The 20,917-nt window shown below is 60.2% G+C and carries 24 protein-coding genes; 16 read left to right on the top strand and 8 right to left on the bottom strand.

The features are described from left to right. Window positions 1-66 precede the first annotated feature (66 nt). Window positions 67-462, bottom strand: coding sequence for a VOC family protein (locus NGM29_RS12455; RefSeq protein ID WP_254156571.1), 396 nt, complete (start codon window positions 460-462; stop codon window positions 67-69). Between the two features lie 4 nt (window positions 463-466). Then, on the bottom strand, window positions 467-784 hold the full coding sequence (locus NGM29_RS12450) for an ArsR/SmtB family transcription factor (RefSeq protein WP_254156570.1): 318 nt from the start codon (window positions 782-784) through the stop codon (window positions 467-469). Between the two features lie 2,371 nt (window positions 785-3,155). Here NGM29_RS12450 and NGM29_RS12445 point away from each other — a divergent pair. The 6 genes from NGM29_RS12445 to NGM29_RS12420 all read left to right on the top strand — a co-directional run bounded on the left by NGM29_RS12445 (window position 3,156) and on the right by NGM29_RS12420 (window position 7,060). Then, on the top strand, window positions 3,156-3,503 hold the full coding sequence (locus NGM29_RS12445; RefSeq protein ID WP_311136826.1) for a HalOD1 output domain-containing protein: 348 nt from the start codon (window positions 3,156-3,158) through the stop codon (window positions 3,501-3,503). Window positions 3,504-3,623: 120 nt separating this feature from the next. Then, entirely contained in the window at window positions 3,624-4,283 is a 660-nt protein-coding gene (locus NGM29_RS12440; protein ID WP_254156568.1) for a helix-turn-helix domain-containing protein, read from the top strand. A 67-nt stretch (window positions 4,284-4,350) separates the two neighbouring features. Continuing rightward, window positions 4,351-4,710 carry a DUF7344 domain-containing protein gene (locus NGM29_RS21480; RefSeq protein WP_254156567.1) on the top strand — a complete coding sequence of 120 codons (360 nt, stop codon included), beginning with the start codon at window positions 4,351-4,353 and terminating at the stop codon, window positions 4,708-4,710. Window positions 4,711-5,048: 338 nt separating this feature from the next. Next, window positions 5,049-5,372, top strand: a complete 324-nt coding sequence (locus tag NGM29_RS12430; protein WP_254156566.1) for a DsrE family protein — start codon at window positions 5,049-5,051, stop codon at window positions 5,370-5,372. Window positions 5,373-5,528: 156 nt separating this feature from the next. Beyond that, complete coding sequence (locus tag NGM29_RS12425; RefSeq protein ID WP_254156565.1) at window positions 5,529-6,686, top strand: thiolase family protein; 1,158 nt, start codon at window positions 5,529-5,531, stop codon at window positions 6,684-6,686. Beyond that, window positions 6,683-7,060, top strand: a complete 378-nt coding sequence (locus NGM29_RS12420; RefSeq protein WP_254156564.1) for a nucleic acid-binding protein — start codon at window positions 6,683-6,685, stop codon at window positions 7,058-7,060. Before NGM29_RS12425 ends, NGM29_RS12420 begins: the two co-directional genes overlap by 4 nt. A gap of 20 nt (window positions 7,061-7,080) precedes the next feature. Here NGM29_RS12420 and NGM29_RS12415 read toward each other — a convergent pair whose 3' ends face one another. Beyond that, on the bottom strand, window positions 7,081-7,956 hold the full coding sequence (locus tag NGM29_RS12415) for a DUF7547 family protein (protein ID WP_254156563.1): 876 nt from the start codon (window positions 7,954-7,956) through the stop codon (window positions 7,081-7,083). A 157-nt stretch (window positions 7,957-8,113) separates the two neighbouring features. On the opposite strand from NGM29_RS12415, the gene NGM29_RS12410 reads away from it, so the two are divergent. The 5 genes from NGM29_RS12410 to NGM29_RS12390 all read left to right on the top strand — a co-directional run bounded on the left by NGM29_RS12410 (window position 8,114) and on the right by NGM29_RS12390 (window position 13,923). Further along, window positions 8,114-8,770 carry a DUF7504 family protein gene (locus NGM29_RS12410; protein WP_254156562.1) on the top strand — a complete coding sequence of 219 codons (657 nt, stop codon included), beginning with the start codon at window positions 8,114-8,116 and terminating at the stop codon, window positions 8,768-8,770. Between the two features lie 60 nt (window positions 8,771-8,830). Further along, window positions 8,831-11,650 (top strand): ATP-dependent helicase, encoded by a 2,820-nt coding sequence (locus NGM29_RS12405; protein WP_254156561.1) that lies wholly within the window; start codon window positions 8,831-8,833, stop codon window positions 11,648-11,650. 182 nt (window positions 11,651-11,832) lie between these two features. After that, entirely contained in the window at window positions 11,833-12,150 is a 318-nt protein-coding gene (locus NGM29_RS12400; RefSeq protein ID WP_254156560.1) for a HalOD1 output domain-containing protein, read from the top strand. 14 nt (window positions 12,151-12,164) lie between these two features. Beyond that, window positions 12,165-12,404 carry a UPF0058 family protein gene (locus NGM29_RS12395; protein ID WP_254156559.1) on the top strand — a complete coding sequence of 80 codons (240 nt, stop codon included), beginning with the start codon at window positions 12,165-12,167 and terminating at the stop codon, window positions 12,402-12,404. A 211-nt stretch (window positions 12,405-12,615) separates the two neighbouring features. Next, complete coding sequence (locus NGM29_RS12390) at window positions 12,616-13,923, top strand: MFS transporter (RefSeq protein WP_254156558.1); 1,308 nt, start codon at window positions 12,616-12,618, stop codon at window positions 13,921-13,923. Window positions 13,924-13,939: 16 nt separating this feature from the next. Here NGM29_RS12390 and NGM29_RS12385 read toward each other — a convergent pair whose 3' ends face one another. Continuing rightward, window positions 13,940-14,359: a DUF371 domain-containing protein gene (locus tag NGM29_RS12385; RefSeq protein ID WP_254160548.1), complete on the bottom strand. Its 420-nt coding sequence runs from the start codon at window positions 14,357-14,359 to the stop codon at window positions 13,940-13,942. A gap of 215 nt (window positions 14,360-14,574) precedes the next feature. Here NGM29_RS12385 and NGM29_RS12380 point away from each other — a divergent pair, with 215 nt between their 5' ends. Beyond that, on the top strand, window positions 14,575-14,790 hold the full coding sequence (locus NGM29_RS12380) for a hypothetical protein (protein ID WP_254156557.1): 216 nt from the start codon (window positions 14,575-14,577) through the stop codon (window positions 14,788-14,790). Between the two features lie 47 nt (window positions 14,791-14,837). Here the strand turns inward: NGM29_RS12380 and NGM29_RS12375 are convergent, their stop codons facing one another. The 3 genes from NGM29_RS12375 to NGM29_RS12370 all read right to left on the bottom strand — a co-directional run bounded on the left by NGM29_RS12375 (window position 14,838) and on the right by NGM29_RS12370 (window position 17,078). Then, complete coding sequence (locus NGM29_RS12375; RefSeq protein WP_254156556.1) at window positions 14,838-16,181, bottom strand: alkaline phosphatase family protein; 1,344 nt, start codon at window positions 16,179-16,181, stop codon at window positions 14,838-14,840. 110 nt (window positions 16,182-16,291) lie between these two features. Beyond that, on the bottom strand, window positions 16,292-16,423 hold the full coding sequence (locus NGM29_RS21170) for a hypothetical protein (RefSeq protein WP_256548162.1): 132 nt from the start codon (window positions 16,421-16,423) through the stop codon (window positions 16,292-16,294). A 121-nt stretch (window positions 16,424-16,544) separates the two neighbouring features. After that, the gene (locus NGM29_RS12370; protein ID WP_254156555.1) at window positions 16,545-17,078 is read right to left on the bottom strand and encodes an inorganic diphosphatase; all 534 of its coding nucleotides are present in this window, start codon (window positions 17,076-17,078) and stop codon (window positions 16,545-16,547) included. 199 nt (window positions 17,079-17,277) lie between these two features. Between NGM29_RS12370 and NGM29_RS12365 the strand changes: the two genes are divergently transcribed. Continuing rightward, the gene (locus NGM29_RS12365) at window positions 17,278-17,637 is read left to right on the top strand and encodes a PadR family transcriptional regulator (protein ID WP_254156554.1); all 360 of its coding nucleotides are present in this window, start codon (window positions 17,278-17,280) and stop codon (window positions 17,635-17,637) included. A gap of 15 nt (window positions 17,638-17,652) precedes the next feature. On the opposite strand, the gene NGM29_RS12360 is transcribed toward NGM29_RS12365, so the two are convergent. Beyond that, window positions 17,653-18,297, bottom strand: coding sequence for a DUF7108 family protein (locus NGM29_RS12360; protein ID WP_254156553.1), 645 nt, complete (start codon window positions 18,295-18,297; stop codon window positions 17,653-17,655). Between the two features lie 352 nt (window positions 18,298-18,649). On the opposite strand from NGM29_RS12360, the gene tnpA reads away from it, so the two are divergent. The 3 genes from tnpA to NGM29_RS12345 all read left to right on the top strand — a co-directional run bounded on the left by tnpA (window position 18,650) and on the right by NGM29_RS12345 (window position 20,902). Continuing rightward, a complete protein-coding gene (gene tnpA / locus NGM29_RS12355) occupies window positions 18,650-19,039 on the top strand; it encodes an IS200/IS605 family transposase (RefSeq protein ID WP_254156552.1) in 390 nt (129 codons plus the stop codon). A 1-nt stretch (window position 19,040) separates the two neighbouring features. After that, window positions 19,041-20,225, top strand: a complete 1,185-nt coding sequence (locus tag NGM29_RS12350) for an RNA-guided endonuclease InsQ/TnpB family protein (protein ID WP_254156551.1) — start codon at window positions 19,041-19,043, stop codon at window positions 20,223-20,225. Between the two features lie 83 nt (window positions 20,226-20,308). Next, window positions 20,309-20,902 carry a hypothetical protein gene (locus tag NGM29_RS12345; protein WP_254156550.1) on the top strand — a complete coding sequence of 198 codons (594 nt, stop codon included), beginning with the start codon at window positions 20,309-20,311 and terminating at the stop codon, window positions 20,900-20,902. Window positions 20,903-20,917: the final 15 nt, after the last annotated feature.

Genomic DNA, 20,917 nt, shown 5'->3' with positions numbered 1-20,917 from the left:
GCTCACATGGCTTCCCAGGCGCACGTTCCACATTTTGTTTCAGTTAGCCTGGTTTCGCCGTCCAGCTCACTGCTGCACGAGCTGAATGAGGTTCCCGCACGTGTCGTCGAAGACGGCCATCGTAACGTTCCCGGCGGTCATCGGCTCCTGAGTAAACTCGACACCGTGCTCGCTCAGGCGTTCGTACTCGGCCTCGACATCCTCGCATCCGAACATGGTCCAGGGGATGCCGTTGGTGACGAGTGCATCGCGGTATGCCTCGAGTTCCTCGTCAATCGTTGGGTTCTCTGTGGGTTCTAAGAGCAGTTCAACGCCGTCGGGCGAGTCTGGCCCGACCAAGGTTAGCCAACTCGCTTCGCCTACTGGTTCGTCGGTCTTCTTCTCGAAACCGAGGACGTTCGTGTAGAATTCCAGGGCCTTCTGCTGGTCATCTACGGGTACGCTCGTTACGGTGATTTCCATGTAGTTACCTTTTCTCAGTTTCCGTGTCAGTGTTTTTCTCGGCTAGACGGTCTAGCCAGGTCGCTACCGCCTCGATTTGGTCTGCGCCCGCGAACTCCAGGACCTTGTACTTGCCCCGACGACTCGAGGCGATTAGTCCGGCCTCCTCGAGGACCTCGAGGTGGTTGCTGACCCCTTGCCGGGACATGTCGATGTCGTGCTCCATGGTGAGGCGCACGCAGAGTTCGTAGAGCGTCTGCTCGCTGTTGTCTGTCAGTTCTTCGAGGATCAACCGGCGGGTACTGTCGGCCAGCGCCTGGAATACGTCGTCGTTGGAAGACACGAGACAACGTGCAACCATACGCTTGCATGTTTAGATAAGCCTGCCGGTGGGCTGTGAGGTCGAGCAAGCAGTACGATCACGCCACTATCTCAGCCGACCAGGATTCCATCTAATACGTGTCGAAGATGCGGTCCCTGCTGCAGTGGTCACGGTCCGCGAGTGGGCAACTTCCTTCTGATCTAATTCACTGCCTTCGGTGCCTTTCATTGATCTCAGGAAAGCAACTCAGGTTGTCTACACTGCCAGGCCCACGAAGTCGAGAACGTCGATGTCAAAGCAGTTCTACCGAACCGCCAGTTTACTGACTTCGGTGTAAAATAAGTGAAGCTGTCGTGCTAAACGCATCCTCTGTATCTCGTACACTCCTCGAGACAATGGTTCGGTAGTTCGCCCAGTGTCTGCTGAATAGATAGCGCGAATGTTGCACGAGATCTAGCTTGATCTCCGAAGTAGTGAACGGCAGTACAGGAGACTCATCTATCGATACCTTCGTAGAGCAATATGCCACCCAGGAGAACGGCAATAACCCCAGTGACTACTAGTCGTTGGCGCCCATACCCTGATGAGATCGTCTCTGTTTGAGCAAGGAGGAAACCACCGGCAACAATAGATACTAATCCGAATATACCCAATAGAAGGGGTTTCACTGTTGATTGATTCATAGTCTCTCAAGCCTTCCGGTCTTGATAAATCTACAGCCGTATGTGGCGTCTGGTTCTGACCCAAATGTGAGATCTAATCAGGGCCATCGTGCTGCATTCATCCTCTGAGCCCTGTTTAGACGCTCTCGGGTAAGCGGGTCAGGAGTTATTTTGGCTAAACAGAATCCGGTGGTAAGCACCTTACAGTACGGTTTCATACTTTGAGAACGATGCGTTAGTGCCGATCTCGATCGCGTCTAAACAAGGTCCATCCTCTGTATTCACCAGACAACTCTTGTTCTCTACTGAGGATTACAACAAAACGTACTAATCGCGTTTCAGATACCTCATAATCGGGTTCTCTGTCCGGAAGAGTAGGTATGGTCTCTCTTCGAGGGCCGATTATGAAGATCGTCTAGGAACGGTTGCACGATGAGAATCGCCCTCGAGAGCATGGCTTGAGACCTAATCGTCGAGTAGGAGACCTCTCGAGGCGATTAGGGAGCACTCACGTATATTCTGGTGATTGCCGAGACTGATGGGTGAGCGAGGTCCGTTTCGTGGTCGGCACTCGCTGCGTAGAGGCAGGACTCGAGGCGTCAAACGTGCATAACCGGTTCGAGACGCGCTCTTGGGTGCGTTTCCCTTCTCGGAAAGTGTCTCAACCGATTCGGAATTTCGGGCGTCGTCTAACACCCAAAACCGATAGCAGGAAACCGATTATGAACTTTTGAAACATGTCCTGATCGGCCACCCGTTCGACTCGAGTGGGTAAGTGAGACCCCTCCAGAGAAGGCTTCAAACCAGCGAATTCAATTTCGTGGAATGGATCTGAGGCGCTCTTCGTAGCGTTTCTCTTCTTGGTGACTGCTAACCCGGAAAACGCTAGACTGAAACCGATTATGAACTTTTTGAGAGCGTGATTTCTCCCTTTTTCGGGCTACTCGCTTTCTCCTGCTCATGCCTCCCTTTGTCCTGGACGCCATCTCGACCGATACCCGCCCACTCCATGATCTCTTCCTAGATTCGTCCAGAGGCCACCTCTATACACTTCTTCCGGACAACTGCCGTGGTTATGATCACCAGAGGAGTTTGGCCAATACGATCATAGAAGCGCTCATCCCTCTGTGATTTCCTCTATTCGTTAGGGAGCATATTCACTGCGACCCCTACCTTCCGCTTTCAGTGTAGCGGTTACTCTGGAATCAAGCGCTGCTACGTCCAACCTGTACTCCATATCGGGGTGGGCATGCGGTTAGTAGCCCGGAACCGGTATGCGCGAGATCACCATACGTACTCGTAGTTGAGGGCTACACAAACGCCCATCACTTATGTTCATATCCTCAAACGTCGCCGTTGACACTCTCTCGCGATTAAAGACGAGAAAATGTTCGATCCTCTTTCGGATTCTGGATCGGCAATTTGTTTCTGTGGCCAGGAAGACGACATTGTGCGAACACTGTGAGCGAGGAGGATTTGAAGGCTTTGTTGAGATCCTCAAACGGTGATAGGTTTCAACGACCGTGCTGAATTCAGGGCGCGACTGTGGTACGAACCGAGAGGTGATCAACACGGGAGGTTGATGCTCAGTATAACGGGAACACATACTGGGCAGGTACACCATTGCCCGACGTTCTTGGCCAAAAAAGAGATGGCAGGCGTCAGCAACTCGTTGCCAGTAATTCGAACCCAACCGCCTGCGAGCGCGCCCCACAGCCTCACACCGCTGTATGTGTAACGAAGATCCGAGTGACTACAGTATGACTTCGCCAAATCCAAACTCCTCTGGCGACTCGACCAACTCGGTTCGCATCAAATGTTGGTACGACGAAGACACGCCGCCGAGTATCACTATCGTGCGAGCGATCGCTGTCATCGAGGACGTCGATCCGATGGACTCTCCGACAGCCCTCGGAATGACACTTTACGACCACATTGATCCAACAGCACTCGACCGACTCCTCAACGATACTGCCGACAGAACCGGCGTTACTGTTGATCTTACGCTTCACAACGGCCATCAGTACGCCGTGCAGATTCCAGATGGGGGAGAGCTCGTCGTCGAAAAGCCCGCCTGAAATGCCTCGCAGTTCGTGCCATTCGACCACGTGGTGGCGAGCGCAAGACGTCGGATCAGTTCGTGACTCGATTGATAGCCCCGTGTAGGTATTTACGCTTAGGGCACCACGGATTGGACGATGGCTACAGAGGCTTCCTTTACCGTCCCGTCCAGTGAGTTCCCGCTGGGGACGGTGTTCGAGCAACTGCCGGAAGTGTCAGTCGAACTGGAGCGAATTATCCCTGCTCGAGACGTGGTGATCCCCTACTTCTGGGTGCGGGGAACGAGAGTTGGTAACGTCGAAGAGGCGTTCTTGGAGCACCCGGGCGTGAAGGAAATCCAGTTCATAGATTCCGTCGAAGACGAGCATCTGTTGCGCGTCGAGTGGACGCTGGATTACGATGACGTGTTAACCACGCTGACGGAGACGCAGATCGCCCTCATCGAAGCCGTTGGGACGGACGAGCAGTGGACGTTCGATATTCGTGGTGACACCCGTGGCGATATCGCTGAGTTTCAATCCCGGTGTCGGGAGTTAGATATCCCGATCACGCTCACGGAACTACACGCACTCACGCCTCTTGAAACGGGTACCGAGGCAGCCCTTACCGACACCCAACAGGAGGCGCTGGTACTGGCCTACGAGCGCGGGTACTTCGAATCCCCGCGCGAAGCGACGATGGAAGAACTCGGCGACGAACTCGGCATTACACAGCAAGCCGTCGCATCCAGACTCCGGCGCGGAATCAAACACATCCTCGGAAGTACGCTATCCGACGTATCGACTCCCTCTCGGTAGTAGGTATAAAAGCGTATTGGGTACTAAAAAGTGTGAGTAATTGGGGTAGGTCTCTGAAGATGCTCTCATGAGAGAGAGTCCTATTGCGTTCAACACAGTGCTCGAGTTGTGTGGAGCTGAGCACCGTCGCATCATCCTCGCGGTACTCGCAACAGAACAGCGTCCGTTGACGGTGAATGACCTCAGGAGAACGATTCTTAAGTATAATCATCATACGCCAGTTACCGACGCGTCTGAAGAGGTGCTAACGGGTATTCGGGCCTCGCTGCACCATGCGCACATCCCGAAGCTCGAATCAGCAGGCGTCATCAACTACGATACGGAACGTCAACTCGTGGAACCAAGGGAACAGTTCGACCAGTTACAGCCCCATCTATCTGCCATCCTCGGTACTGATCCGAATCTTAACGAACCAATTAAGTTGTGAGTTCGTGCAGAGGACTCTCTATTTGCAATATGACGCGTAGATTGTTTCAGTGGTGCCTGAATGGAGGTGCGGTCAATAAGCAGGTGTAGTGAGCGGATTGTCAACCAGTTTTGCCGAAAAAACGGAGTCGTCGTGCTGCACTAATCCTCTGTATCTTGCACACCGCTTCTGACAACAGTTCGGTAGTTAGTCGAATCTCTACAATGATACAGGGCGCGTGTCCCGTACTACCTCCACCGTCTCGAGGAACCAGTCACTAGCCTCCGAGGGAGAGGAAGATCTTCTCCCCCCATGGGAATCGCCCCAATTGCTTTCTTTCGACGCGACTACTCCCGAGTATGCAGCTTGGACTGATCCTGGAGACGAACGATCCGGAACGAGTCTGGAACGCGTTTCGACTGGCGAATACGGCTCTCGACGCGGGACACACGGTGGAGACGTTCCTTCTGGGAGATGGGGTTGAGGCACCCGATCTCGAACACGAGAAGTTCAACCCCCACGGGGTGATGCGCAAGTACACGAACAACGACGGAACGCTGTTTGCGTGTGGCACCTGTATGGACTCGCGAGATATCGAACCGGACGACCTCCGACCACGGTCAACGATGGACGATTGCTTGCGAATCGTGGAGGACGCCGATAAGGTGCTCACAATCGGTTGAACGTCCTCTCTGGTCTCTGTAGTACTGCATCCATCCTCTGTATTCACACACCAACCTGGACAGTACCAGAGAGATCGGTCTCCAATCCAGGAACGACTCACACTGATTCTGCCAATATCCTCACCCTATAAATGCGTGACCTGACTCAGTGTGAGCATGGAACGCGTTGCGATCATCGGCGCGTCGATGACCCAGTTCGGCCAGCGCGAGGCGTGGATCCGCGACCTCCTCGCCGAGGCTGGCATCGCCGCCCTCGAGGATGCCGGCGTCGCTTCCGACGCCGTCGAGCACTGCTACGTCGCGAACATGTCTAGCGGCGAGTTTGAGGGCCAGGGCGGCATCATGAACATGCTCGCTCACGACCTCGATCTCCTGCCGGCGTACGCCCAGCGGGTCGATCAGACGTCCTCGAGCGGCGGGGCCGGCATTTACGCCGCCTGGCAGTCCGTCGCCAGCGGGGCCAGCGAGATGACCCTGCTCGTCGGCGGCGAGAAGATGACCCACCGGACCACGGGGGAGTCGACCGACATCATCGCCTCGATCACCCACCCCGAGGAGTACAAACACGGCGTCACCCTGCCCTCCTTCGCCGGAATGACCGCTCGCCACTACCTCGAGCGCTTCGACGCGCCCCGGGAGAGCCTCGGAAAGGTCGCCGTGAAGAATCACAAAAATGGCGCCGACAACCCTCACGCTCAGTTCCGCAAGGAAGTGGACCTGGAGACCGTCCTCGAGTCGCCTATCGTAGCCGACCCGCTGCGTCTCTACGACTTCTGCCCGATTACCGACGGCAGCGCTGGCCTCGTGTTCTGTCCGGAATCGGTCGCGAAGGAGTACGCCGACGAGTACGCCGTCGTCGCGGGCGTCGCCGGGGCAACCGATACCCACGTCGTCCACGAGCGCCCCGACCCCACCATGATGAACGGCGTCGTCGAGAGCGGTGAGGCCGCCTACGAGATGAGCGGGTACGGCCCCGAGGACGTCGACGTCGCCGAACTCCACGACATGTTCACCATCCTCGAGTTCCTGCAGATGGAGGGACTCGGCTTCGCCGACCACGGCGAGGCCTGGAAGCGCGTCGAGGCGGGCGACACGGAACGCGATACCGGCGACCTCCCGATCAACACTTCCGGCGGCCTCAAGTCCAAGGGCCACCCCCTCGGCGCAAGCGGCGTCGCCCAGGGCGTCGAAATCTACGAGCAACTCGTCGGCGAGGCCGGCCCGCGCCAGGTCGATGCGGAGGTCGGCCTCTGCTGTAACGTAGGTGGATTCGGTAACTGCGTCATTACGACGATCATGGAGGTTGCAGCATGACGATGGAAGCCTACCGCTACGCCGACGGGACGATCGGGTTCCCCGGCCACCACCTCGGCCCGGACGGCGAGGAACCCGTCGACACGGTCGACCTGAGCGAGTTCACCGCGACGGTCGTCACCTGGACGACGAGCACGGCCACCCCGCCCGGCGTCCGCGAACCGAATCACCTGGCCATCGTCGAGTTCGACCTCGAGGACGCGCTCGAGGTCGACCAGCCGCCCGTTCGCGCCCTGGGTCAGCTCACGACCGGGGACGTCGAGACCGGCGACGAGGTTCAGCCGGTCTACGTCGAGGAACTTCGAGAACCAGGTGTGGGGATCAAAGTGACCGAGAGTCAGGCGTGGGACGGCTACCGGTTCGAACCGGTCTGAGTGGTCGCTCGCTTGCGGACCTAGTCGTCGGCGTCTTCGTCTCTGCCGTCTCTGTCGTCTCCGTTGTTTTCGTTGCCGTTTCCTTCGTCGTCAATCGAACCGTTACTCGAGCCGTCGTCCGCCGAGTCGCCGTCCTTCCCTGCCGGCGAGGATTCGTCCGTTTCGTCCTCGTTCGAGGCGCCATACCGGTCTCGCAACGTCTCGAGTTCGGCGTCGACGTCGACGCCGGGGTCGGTGGATTCCTCTGGGAGGTCGTCGCCGTCGTCGCGATCTCCATCCTCGTTCCTCACAAACCGCTGGTCACTCGCGGGTCGCTGGTTGTCGTCCCCGGACTGAATGTCGATCCGGTAGGGCTGAGATCTCGAGTTCGACCCAGATTCTCCTCCCCGGTTGACGCGCTCTGCCAGTCGCTGGTCGATATCGTCGCGAAGCCGTCTGGCATCCTCGAGCAACGTTCGTGTCCGGTCGTCGACCTCGACCCCGACTTCGTCGGCGTCGCCCGAGACGGCGTCCTGCAGCTCTCGAAGCGCGCGGTCGAGGTGCGTGAGCGTGGTCTCCCGGAGTTCGCTCGAGCGGTCGACCGTCCGATCGGCGGCGTCCGTCGCGGCGTCGCGAACCGCTCGCTGGCCTCGAGCGATCTTTAGTCCGCGCCTGAGAGCCTCGAGCGCACGGATGTTCGCCTCGAGGGTGGTGATCAGGGCTGGAATCGCGACTTCGTCACCGAACCGAGCGAGTTCGCCCGGCGTCGGCGGCCGCAACGGGAATTGCCGTCGGCGGCGGTTCCGGGATCGAGCGCCGTCCTCGAGTTCGTCGCGGAGCGCGTTCAGCGTCGCGCTCAACTCCCGAAGCGCTTCGGCGAGGTCGTCGCGGTCGTTACGGTCGTCGCGGTCGTCCATGCGACCACTGCGTGGCCCTTCGTGAAAAAATGGCCGATTGGGTCTCTCCCGACGAATTATACGTCGGATTCACGGAACGGATTTTGTTCGAGATGAACTTACTTAGATGAATAACGACCACAATGTTTATTGCGGTCGGCGGTGAGGCTGTAAATGGATGCAGACTGAGTCAGGTACCGGTGTGTCAGACGGCGTCACCTTCGCGCAGGCGCTCGACCGACTCAAACGGAACGGAAGTACTGTACTGGTCGTCGGGAGCAGCGAGCAAGCGGCACACGAAGTCGCGTGTCAGCGCTTGCTCGGGACGCACACCGATAGCGAACGCCATCGGCTCGCCGTGACGGCTCGAGACGCGACGTACCGCGGCCACGGCTGTGTCTGTGAGTCCACGGACGCACGGACGCGTCACATCGAACACACCGTCCAACCAGCACAGGAACCGACCATCGATATGGCCGGTCAGCCGCTCGCTACCCTCGGAACGGACGTCATTGACGCGATTCGAGAAATCGAGTCGACGGAAGACGGGCTCGATCCTGCCGAACTGCGTGTCTGCGTCGACTCGATCGTCCCGTTGCTGAGCGAGTATGACCCCGAGGACGTGTTCAAACTGCTCCACATCACGACCACCACCGTCAAAAGTACGACGGGAATGGGCCACTTTCACCTCCCGCTGGCGCGCGATCACGACGCGGTCAACCTGTTCGAACCGCTGTTCGACGCGGTCGTCGAGGTCCGACGCCGCGACGGTCGCGTCGAACAACGGTGGCACCTTCGTGACTACAACGTCCAGAGTGAGTGGCTCGAACTGTAGCCGTTCACTTTCACCCCGCTGACCAAACCCTCTTAGGCGACCGGGCCCCAGTGACTGACGATGGATGGGGACGAGTCGTCGCACTCGACGAGCCCGTCGTTGCCGCCCGCACTCGAGTCGGCAGACGTCGCTGACTGGGACGTCTTCGAGTTACTCGAGCCGGCAGTTCAGGCGTGGTGGCTCGAGGCGTTCGGCGAGTACGTCCCCGAGAACGGCGGGTTCTTCACCCCACCACAGCGCGGCGCCATCCCGAAGATTCACGCGGGAACGAACACGCTGATCTGTGCGCCGACAGGCTCCGGGAAGACGCTGGCGTCGTTTACGGCGATTATCGACGAACTCTTCAAGCGCGACCGGGACGGCGACGGACTCGAGAACGCGGTGTACTGTCTGTACGTCTCGCCGCTGAAGTCGCTGGCCAACGACATCCACCGGAACCTTGAGGTCCCGCTCGAGGGAATCGAATCGATCGTCGAAGAGCGGGGCGACTCGATGGGCGAGATTCGCCACGCGATTCGTCACGGCGACACCAGTTCGAGCGAGCGCCAGGCGATGCTCGAGACGACGCCCCACGTCCTCAACACGACGCCGGAGACGCTGGCGATCTTGCTCAACGCACCGAAGTTCCGCGAGAAACTGCGTAACGTGGAGTACGTCATCGTCGACGAGATTCACTCGCTGGCGGCGAACAAACGCGGGACGCACCTCTCGGTGAGCCTCGAGCGACTCGAGGCACTGGTCGATCACGACGTCACGCGGATCGGCTGTTCGGCGACAATCGAGCCTCTCTCGCAGGTCGCAGAATTTCTGGTCGGCTGTGAACCGTCGAGCGAGCCGGGATCCGGCGCCGATTCTGCGGTCGATTCGGAGACCGATTTGGAACCCGAGGGTGAACGAACCCCCCGAGACTACGACATCGTCGACGCCCGCTTCGCCCGCGAGTTCGACCTCCGCCTCGAGTGCCCTGCCGACGACCTGATCAACACCTCGCGAGACCTCGTCCAGGACCGGTTCTACCGACTCTTACACGAGCACATCCAGAATCACACCAATACGCTGGTCTTCACGAACACGCGTTCGGGTGCCGAGCGCGTGTTGCACACGCTTCGCGAGCGGTTCGACGCCTACGACGAGGACAACTCGGGGTGTCACCACGGGAGCCTCTCGAAGGACGTTCGTCATCGGGTCGAAGGAAAGCTCAAAGCGGGCGACCTGAACGTGGTGACGTCCTCGACCAGCCTCGAACTGGGCATCGACATGCCCCACGTCGACCTCGTCGTACAGGTCGGCTCGCCGAAGTCCGTCGCCGCGTTGCTCCAGCGCGTCGGACGGGCGGGCCACCGGGTCGGCCAGACCGTCACGGGTCGAGTGATCGCCCTCGACCGGGACGAGTTGCTCGAGTGTGCGGTCATGCTCAAGAAGGCCCAGGAGGGCTTTGTCGACTCCGTGTCGATCCCCGAGAACGCCCAGGACGTCGCCGCCCAGCAGGTCTACGGGATGGCGATCGCCGAGATTCGACCGGAACGGGAGGTGCTCGAGATCCTGCGGCGGGCGTATCCCTACCGGCGCTACGGCGACGACGACTGGGAGCAACTCCTGGCGTACCTCACGGCCGAGTACGCCGGTATGGAGGACCGGAACGTCTACGCGAAGGTCTGGCGGGACGCGAACGATCCGCCCGACGGCGAGCACCACTACCCCGAGTACCCCGTCGGCGAGGTGCTGATGGGCAAACGTGGTCGACTCGCCCGCGTCATCTACATGACCAACGTCGGTACGATTCCGGACTCATTCACCTGCGACGTCTACACGCGCGCCGATAGCGCGTGGGTCGGCCAGCTCGACGAGGGCTACCTGGACACTCTCGAGAAGGGCGACGTGTTCGTCCTCGGCGGCGATCACTTCGAGTACCGCTACCGGCGCGGATCGAAGGTGTACGTCGACCGGACGAGGGCACGGCCGACGGTGCCGTCCTGGTACTCCGAGCGCCTGCCGCTCTCCTCGGACATGGGCCGCGAGATCCTCGCGTTCCAGCGGACGCTCCTCGAGCACTACGACGAGGGCGGCTCCTCGCGCGTCCGCGCCTGGCTTCGCCAGTTCCCGCTGGACGACTCGAGCGTCCGTGCGCTGTCCCGACTGTTCGACTACCAGATTCGCTACGCGGGCGTCGGGAGCGTGAGCACGCCCGATCGGCTCGCCATCGAGGTCGAACGCGACCGCGACGAGTACGAGCGCCACTACTACGTCCACTCCTGTTACGGCCGTCGCGTCAACGACGGCCTCTCGAGACTGCTCGCCTACCGGTGTGCCCAGGAGGCGACGGCGGACGTCCGCGTCGCCGTCGCCGACAACGGGTTCGTCCTCTCGATGCCCCTGAACCGGAAGGTCGATCTCGAGGGTATTCTCGACGACCTCGAGGCCGACGACGTGCGCCCGGACCTGCGAAGCGCGCTGTCGGGAACCGACCTCCTCCAGCGGTACTTCCGGATCAACGCCACGCGCTCATTGATGATCCTCAAGCGGTACAAGGGCTACGAGAAGTCCGCCAGCGAGCAACAGGTCTCGAGCGAGATGCTGCTCGGGTTCGCCGAGGGCCTCGAGGACTTCGCCGTCATCGAGGAAACCTACCGCGAACTCCTCGAGGACAAGTTGAACGTCACAGAGATCGAAGGCATCGTCTCTCGCCTCCAGTCGGGCGAACTCGGGGTCTCGAGACGGCTCGTCGACTCGCCGACGCCGCGCGCGTTCGGCCTGGCGACGCTCTCAGCGAGCGACGTGGTGCTGGCCGAAGACGAGAGCGCCGTCTTGCAAGCGTTTCACGAACACGTCCTGGAGGAGATCGGCGAGGGTGCGCTCGCCTCTTCGTCCGAAAGTCGATAGGGGTTCGCGTTTTCCGACCCAAAATCCAGTTCGTGTTCGAGAAGCGTTCTCCGTCCCGTTTACAGCGGCTATAATTTCAGTTTCCCCTGGTGAAATTGTTTCGCGAAACGATAACGACGGATATACCTCGACATTTAGGGACACCGCTTTCATAGGTGTTCGTTGGCCCGCTATCTGGAGACATGAGCAGTCAACTCGATCACGCACCCCAAGGAGAGATGGGACTCGACTCGACGGACGACGAAACGGACGCGTTGACGGGAGAACTCGTCCAGGCAATCGCGGCCCTCGAGGAGGTGCCCGAGACCGACGTCGGACCGTTGTACGAATCCGTCGAACTGGAATCGGTCGTGACGCTGCTGCGTCACGCGAGCGCGCACGATTCGACGGTCAATGTCGAATTCGAACACGAGGGCTACACCATCACCATCGGTTCCGACGGAACCGTTCGAATTTACGAGGGAGACCCACAGATCGGCCAGCCGAACGAATCTGCGTGAGAGGAATCGATGGAATGCGTAAACAGGAACTCATCCATTTACACGCTCTCGCAGTCGAACTCCGCAAGGACGTAACCGAACACGAGACGGTGCCGCCGGACGCGTTCGAGGAGTACGATCGGTACGGGATCGCTCCGACGTCGATTCACTACAACAAGCCTCGTCACAAAGAGAGTCTGCTGTTGCTTCTGGACGGAATTTGTCGCACTGTCGGTCGGCCGCCGACGCAGGACCTCCCCGACGGGATGCGGTGAGACCGGCCGAGCACGCGTGAAGACGTGCTGTCGTCTCGCTGGTGCCGTCAGTCGCGACTCCGCTCGAGGACCGTGCGTGACGTGTGTCTGATCTGCTCGAGCAGTACACGGTTAAACGGTGGCGGTCGCGTGCCAAATAATGCAGATATATTACAAAAATTTGTAACCGGAATCGCCTAAGTGCTATCGGTACGTCCATCCCACGACGCAGATGAGTCGAACCGAAATTTCCGCGCCCATCGCCAGGTACTATCTCTTTCAGGCTACCGATTCGGTCGGCTTCATCTGGCCGGTGTTCACCCTGTTCTTGCTCTGGAAGGATCTCACCTTCGCCCAGATCGGGACGCTCGGGGCCGTTTCGGCGCTGCTCGTCGTCGTCCTCGAGGTGCCGACGGGCTACGTCGCGGACCGACTCGGTCGTCGAAACGCGCTTGCGATTGGAATGGCGGCGATGACGCTGTCTATTGCCGGGTTCGTCGTCGCCGATTCGTTCCTCTCGTTTCTGGTTCTCTACGCCGTCTGGTCGGTCTCGCTCGCGTTTCAGTCCGGAACCGCGGACGCCTGGCTCTACGAGACGCTTCGAGCGAAAGACGACGAGGGAACCGAGGCGGATTTCACTCGCATCCGTGGTCGAGGCGGGTCGGTCCACCAGTGGGTCTCCGCGGTGACGATGATCGGTGGCGGCTTCCTGTACGCGATCGAGCCGACCTATCCGTTTCTCGCTTCGGCAGCGCTCAACGGCGCTGGCGTGGCCGTGGTGCTCACCATGCCGAAGAACGCCCAGTTCGATGGCACCAGTGAGACGAACGTGGCGGACTCTCCTGGCGTACTCGAGACGCTCTCGATGCTTCGACGGCTGTTCGCGGGCCCATCGTTTCGCGTCTTCGTCCCACTCGTCGCCCTGTTTTTCGCGCTGGTCAACGTGGCAGACACCTACATTCAGCCGATCACCGTCGACGTGTTGAACGACGCATCGCCAGTGTCGACCCTCGCCGGATCCCTGCCGGAGGAAGCTGCGCTCGGATTCCTCTACGCTGGATTCGCCGTCCTCGCGGCTATCACGAGTTATCACGCGGAAACCGTTCGATCCTTGGTGGGCCTCCGCACGGCGCTGCTGACGGTCCCGGTGGTGACCGCCGCGACCGTGCTTGCCCCTGCCGTCGTTCCGGTACTCGCCATTCCCGTCTTCTTCGGGATGAAGGGGGCTCGAGCTCTGTACGAACCGCTGGTCAATCAGTACCTCAACGACCGGTCGGCGTCGGTCGGTCGCGCCACCGTCCTCAGCGCCGCGTCGATGGGATACGCACTCGTGCGCGTCCCGTTGAAACCGCTCGCGGGCTTCGTCGCGGACCTGACCTCGCCGATCACGTTACTGGCGCTCCTCGGTGGGGGCTTTCTCGCGTTCGCACTCCCGCTGGTAGCCCTTCGGTCCCCGATCCCCGAAACCGCGTGCTCGAGCGAGGAACGGCCACCGCTCCAGGACGCGCCGGTCGATGGACAGCAATCGGGTCGAGACTGACCCTCGGGTTCGTTGATCACTCCGGTGACACGGTAAACGTCACCCGCGCGTCAGTGCCGTCGGCGAGGGCTGCCACCAGGTCGCGGTCGAACCCCTCGGCGGCGAAGTCAGCCTCGAACAGGACCGTCCGCTCGTCGACGTACTCACTGGTTCGTCCGACGGCACTGCGCTCGCTGGCGAACTCGAGGTCGGGGTCCCCTCGCCCCGTCACGCTCTCGGTGTGTTCGGCGGCCTTGATGGTGACGGTGATTACCGCGTTGGCGTCCCGACAGGCTTCGACGAAGTCCGGATCGAAGTCGGCAGGGGCGCGGTCGGCGTCGATGGCGAGGATGCAGTCGCCGGCTGGCGTGAGGTAGTCGTCGGTCGTGATCTCGAAGGTGCTCGCGTGTCGGGCGGAGACGTGCTCGTGGCCGCGGGCGTGGACGACCTCCGTCAGGGTGCTCGAGTCGTCGATGGCGTCGGTTTCCGCTTCCTCCTGACCTTCGCCTTCCACGTCGGTGGCGTCGCGCATACTCGAGCCAGCACCGGGGTCGTCAAAACGGATTCGAAAACGCGCTATCGATCGGGAACGTTCCACGAGGTGACGGCCACACATCGTTTGATCAGTGGCAAATCGCAATATCGATACTTGCGACGACACGTCAGGTGACCATGCAATCGACGCTCGTTCGAATTCTCGCCTGGAGCGGCGTTGGCCTGTCGGCCGTCTGGGCCGTGGCGATCGTTCTCCTCGTACTCGGTCGATTCACGCCCCTCCCGTCGTTCGATCTCGTCGCCTCGACCGTCGTCGTCGGTGGCATTCTGGCGACGGTCTTGGGTATCGGGCAACTGCTCCGAAATGGATACCGGTGGCTCGTCGATCGGTGATGCCGTTCGGTAGTCGGTATCCGCAGTAACGAGAGCTGTTGGCCCCTCTATACCAGGCTCGCACCGTCGAAGGCCGACCGCTTGACGTCGACCTCGAGCAGGTCGAGGATCGTCGGGGCGACGTCGTAGAGGTCAGCGTCCTCGATGGTGGCCTCGGGGTCGTCGATGAAGAGGCTGGTATCGTCGAAGCTGTGCATCCCGTTACGCGGGCCCGTGGTGAAGATGTCGCTGTCGGCTTTGAACCCCGACTTGAGGTCGAAGCCCTTAGCCGGAATCGCCACGAGGTCCGGTGCGATGTCGTCGTGGTCGCCGCGGAACGCCGTCTCCTTCTCGACGACGCGGTCGACCACCTTCCGACCGTCGGGACCCTCAAGGTTCTCGAGCATGGCCTTCAGTTCGTCGCGAACCGCGTCGTAGTCCTCCTGTGGGACCGACCCGCGCGGTTCTCGACCCTCGAGATTGAGGTAGAAGCGGCCGGGGATGAACGAGTACGCGCGCGTCTCGTCGGCGATGTCGCCCAGTTCGTCCGGGCTGTCGGTGTCGAAGGAGAGCCACCCCTCCTCGTGGAGCCACTCGTTGAAGTGGACCTCGTAGTCGAGGCTGGTGAATCCGTGATCGGAGGCGACGATCAGCGTCACGTCGTCCGGCAGGAGGCCGCGAATGCGCCCGATGTAGTCGTCGAGTTTCTCGTAGAACTCGAGGAACTCCTCCCTGTACTCGCCGTCGCGCTCGTAGTCCTTGAACAGGAAGTGGTTCACCCGGTCGGTCGTCATGAAGACGCCGAAGAAGAGGTCCCAGTCGTCCGCCTCGAGGTAGTGTTGGAACGCCTCGAAGCGGGCGTCGAGCGTCTCGTGGGCGTCCTGGATGAAGTCGGTCTTGTCCGCCTCGTGGCCGAGTTTCGGATTGACGTCGATGCGGTAGTCGATCGACTCGAGGTACTCGCGTACGTCGTCGGGAAAGGCCGCCTTCTCGAGGTCGGGGGAGAGAAAGCCCGAAACCATCCGCTGGACGTCCCGCTGTGGCGGAAAGGTGACGGGAACGTTGAACACGGTTGCCTTGCGCCCCGCCTCCGTTACGCGGTCCCAGAGGCGAGTCGCCTGTACCTCTCGTCCCATCGGCACGTACGTCTCGTAGGTGCCGACCTCGCGGTCCTGGAAGCCGTAGACGCCGGTCTCACCGGGGTTGACGCCAGTCGTGAGTGCCGGCCAGCAGGCGCTCGATTCGGGAGGGACGATGCTTGAGATCTCGCTCGCGGTTCCCTCGTCTGCGAGCGCGGCGAAGTTGGGGAATCGATCGCGGTTGTTCGTCAACAGACTGTACGGCACACCGTCGATACCGATAAACGCGACGCGCGGGTTCTCATCGCCGCGCAATCGGTCGAACAGACCCATGGGGGTCCGTAGTTCGACCGGCTACAAGAAGGTTCTTCTCGAGACACTGTTTTCGAGAACGATAGAGCCCTCGCATCCCGCCGAGAGCGATCGACGCCACTGCAGCCGATTCAATCTCGACGCTGGTTCGGCGCGTCGGGGTCGAAGTTCGTTGGCACGACCGTCAGGTGGGCCATTCCGGCTCCATCCGTCGAGTCGTCCGCCGACGCCGCGTCGTGAGTCGGGTGCTGGTTGGTCGCCATCTCGACTCTAGCTACGTCAACGACACGCATAAAATTACCCATGCTCATAATGCATCGTTCGAACGGTGTAGATAACTCTCGAGTATCACTCGACGAACGGCCGCAAAACGGAGAGGGTGCGCTATCCGAAGTGCTCCTCGTAGAGGTCCTGGGCGTGCTCGATCGCGTCGTAGGCAGCCTGCTTGTCCTCCCAGCCCTGTGTCTCGACTTCCTTGCCCTCCTCGAGGTTCTTATACGTCGAGAAGAACTCGTCGATCTCGTCACGCTGCTGTTGCGGGATGTCCTCCAGGTCCTGGATGTGATCGTACCGGGGGTCCTCCTCGGGGACGGCGACGACTTTGTCGTCCTGTTCGCCGTCGTCGTCCATCTTCATGAGCGCGACGGGACGGGCCTCGATGATACAGCCGGGGAACGTCTGGTCCTCGACGAGCACGAGCACGTCGAAGGGATCCTCGTCGTCGTAGTAACTCTGCGGGATGAACCCGTAGTCCGAGGGGTAGTGGACGTTCGAGTGGAGCACTCGGTCCAGGACGACGCCCGGCACGTCCTTGTCGTACTCGTACTTGTTTCGCTCGCCCTTGAGACACTCGACGACAGCGTAGATCGTTTCCGGTGCGTTCGGTCCGGTCTCGAGGTCTTCCCAGAGATTGACCATACAGGCAGGTCCGCGGTCGATCAAAAAGTACTTTCGTAATCCCGTGGAGCCACGATGTGCTGGTGTTTCACGTGGGAGTCGAACGAACCGAAATTCGCCCGCATACGGGCCTTCTGCCCCGCGTAGCACCTGTTATTGCGCACTGGCGCAAATTGAATAGTTGGTAACTCTTAAATATCTTGGTGACATTTGCACATCCATGTCAGAGGCACAAGCAATCACCGGCGAGCAGAGTATCGCACGCGAACTTACAGCGTTTCAGCGCAACATTCTGGTCATCCTGGCGAAGGAGCCAATGTACGGCCTGGCCATCAAGCGCGAGCTCGAGGACTACTACGGGACGGAGGTCAACCACGGTCGACTCTACCCCAACCTCGACGAACTCGTCGACCTGGGCCTGGTCGAAAAGAGTGAACTCGACAAGCGAACCAACCAGTACGAACTGACCGACGACGGCTACGAGGCCGTCCTCGACGGTCTCGAGTGGTCGCTTTCGAAGGTCGTCACGGGCGACGACCGCGCCGACGAGATCGGCGAGATCATCGAGAACAGTTACTGAAAACCCGTTCTGACATCACTGAGACGGTTCCGACCGGAATTCGGGCACCGGTTTTTCGGCCGTCTCGTAAATACGCTCGAGAGAGTCGTCTAACGCGTCGCGCTGTTCCTCGGAGGGCCAGGCGTTGCGAACGAAGTACTCCGAACGGAACTCCTCGAGTTCGTCGCTCGAGGCGGACGTGATCGGTTTCGCGTAGTGGTTCCCCATGAAGTCCGCGAGCGCTTCGGCGGTGTCGCCGTGGACGTCGCCGTGGACGGTGCGAACCTCGGCCGCTAGCGATCGGTTTTGCTCGTCGACGGTGTCCCAGTCTTCGGGGTAGCCCGGCCCGTCGAGCGGAATTTCGACCGCGCGCGTGAGATCCTCGATGCGGTCCGTTCTGATGACCCCAGCTTCCTCGTCGTGCCACTCCTTGGGATGTAAGACGAGTACCTCGTCGCCGTCGTCCGAGCGGACGTGGTCCGTGTAGTCGTGTTCCTCGAGCAATCGTTCCCGGCGGTCGGCGTGGGCCTCGCATTCTCCCTCGTCGACGGCGTTTCGCTCGAGCCGACGGAGGCGTTCGGCTTCGTCGACGACGTCGGCGGGAAGGTCGGGTTCCGCGTCGGATGCGCCGTTGGTTTCGCCCTCTCCCGGTTCGTGCTCGAATGCGTCGTGGCCGGTCATTCGTCTCGAACAGTCGGGCCCAAGGCTATTGGGCGTGCTGTTTCTGCTCACGACGACGCCACGATCACCTGCAGCCGATACGTGTTCGGCTCGAGTTGGGCACGGATGAGAAGCGGATGCGCGCCAACGTCGCACTGGCGGGAACTGTTCCCTGCCGACGTGCGTTCGAGTACCCGGTTCGGTCGATACCGCGAACGGTCTCTTCGGTGCGTATTACACAGATTCGAGGAGAAAGCCCACGACTTCAGTCGTGGGATGAATCCGACAAAGCCGACAGAATCGCTCCTCGATAGCACGGTGTAGGGTTGATAGAATCAAAGCAACTAATAGTGAGTAGTTTCTATCTAAGGCTATGCCTCGCGGGTATAGTCGAGAGCGAACGTCGGTACACAACCTCCACTACCACTTTGTGTGGTGTCCGAAGTACCGTAAGCCGGTGCTAACCGACGAGGTTGTAGCCCGTCTCGAACAACTCATCGAAGAGAAAGCCGACGAACTCGACCTCGACATACTCCGACTGGCAATCCAGCCCGACCACGTACACCTGTTCATCACGGGGAATCCGAAACTCTCCCCGAACAAAATCATCCAACAGGTCAAGGGCTACACCTCGCGGAACCTCCGAGACGAATTCGACTTCGGCCTCCCCTCGCTGTGGACGCGCTCGTACTTCGTCTCCTCAGCAGGCGAAGTATCGGCTCAGATCATCGAGGAATACATCGAAGCACAGACCGGACGATAAAATGCGTTGCGAAGTCACCACGACGGTACGGGTCAAACTCCACTCGCTCACCGAGCGGAAAGCTCGACTCATCGAACGCGAATACACCGCGTTCCAGGACGCCGTTCACGGTGACGATGATGCGAACCTCTACTCCGCCACCAAGCAACAGGCGGGGAAAGTCCAGTCGAACAAAAACCCACGCGAGGATACCGAACAACCAGTCGTCCTCCGCAACGACTGCATCACCATCGATCACGACGAGGATACCGTGCTGTCGTCGTGGTGGTTCAAACTCCCCGTCTACAACCCCGGGCGAGAACGGGGGGATAGTATCTGGGTGCCTGTCCACGTCCCCGAGAAAGACACGCACCTCCTCACCGACAAGCACATCCGAGACTCGGAACTCGTCCGCCGCGACGGTGAGTGGTACGTCCACCTCGTCTGCAAGCGGTCTGTGGCCGTTGCAGACGAATACGACGACGTACTCGCCGTCGATATGGGCGCGAAGTGGATAGCCGTCAGCACGTTCCTCTCCGACCGGGAGACCAAATTCCACGGCGCAGACGTCCGGCGCATCCGCGAACACTACAAACAACTTCGCAAGTCGATTGGGAAGGCAAAGGTTCGTTCGGGGGCACAGGTCATCGAGCGCATCGGTGATAAGGAATCGCGAACGGTCGAACACGAGCTACATCAGGCGGCGAACGAACTCATCGCCCGCGCTCGGGAACGCAACGCTGTCATCGTGTTCGGAGATATGACGGGCTTGCGCTTTGACAACGACAAGGGACGGTACGTGAACGACAAGACGCACAAGATGCCGTATGCGAAGCTGGCGAACATCCTCACGTACAAGGCCCATCTCGATGGTCGAGAGTGTCTCCCGATTAACGAGGCGGACACGTCGGTGACGTGTTGGCGGTGTGGGTCACAGCACACGAGTCGTGACGTACAGGGTCGGGTGGAGTGTCACGACTGTGAGCTGGAAGATAATGCGGACAAGAACGGGGCGTCGAACATCGGTAAACGAGCCGTCGGTAAGGACATTCAGAGCCCGCTATCGACGGTGGGGGCTGTTGTGGCTCAGCCCGAAACGCAGGTCGTACTCGAAGGAACCAGCGGTGAGACAGAACCTGCGAACTCCCCGGAAGACGTGGGCCTAACCCTCAGTGAGGGAAGCCCACGACTTCAGTCGTGGGAGTAGTCACTCGGTAGTGAACCTGTCTCGAATCTATACGACACCGTTTCACATGCGCTCAGCGAATGTACGAATGAACGGGTACGACAATGAGTGTTCACGTTGACATCGGCGAAAACCGAAACGTTCGATTGACCGACGAACGCATCGAGTGCCGACCGCCGAATCGGATCGCGTTCGCGGCCGAGGGGGTGATTACGGTGACCAGTGAGTTGCTGGGCGAATTCGAGGGCACCTCTCTGAAACCGGTACGCGTAGATATTTCGGTCGACGAGTCGCGCACCGTCAGGACCGATCTCGAGGAGGAGGCCTCGCTTCGGCTCGAAACGGTGGACGTCGGCGTCGAAACGCCCGATACTGACGACCTCTCGCCGGGGATGGACACGGTCTCCGCTTCGTCAGGCGACAGCACCGAGTCGACCGACGCGTCGCCTGGAGCGATCGCGTTCTCCGTCGAAGGAGCGATAATAGACGTGCCGACGGAGACGTTCGACCCCATCACCGACGGCTCCCCGTCGCTTGAGTCGATCGTGTTTGCCGTCGACGATTCGGTCAGGACAGACGGCGGATCGGATGACGCCATCTTCTCACTCGGTCTTCTGGGACGCCGCATCGTCATCTACCGAAACGGCGTCATCGACGTCGGTACGGGTGAGAACGGGGTAAACGTCGATATCCTGTAACGAGAACCGATCGAC

Source organism: Natronosalvus rutilus (genome assembly GCF_024204665.1).
In the GTDB taxonomy this organism is placed as follows: Archaea; Halobacteriota; Halobacteria; order Halobacteriales; family Natrialbaceae; genus Natronosalvus; species Natronosalvus rutilus.
This window is presented reverse-complemented; position numbering and strand designations above follow the sequence as displayed.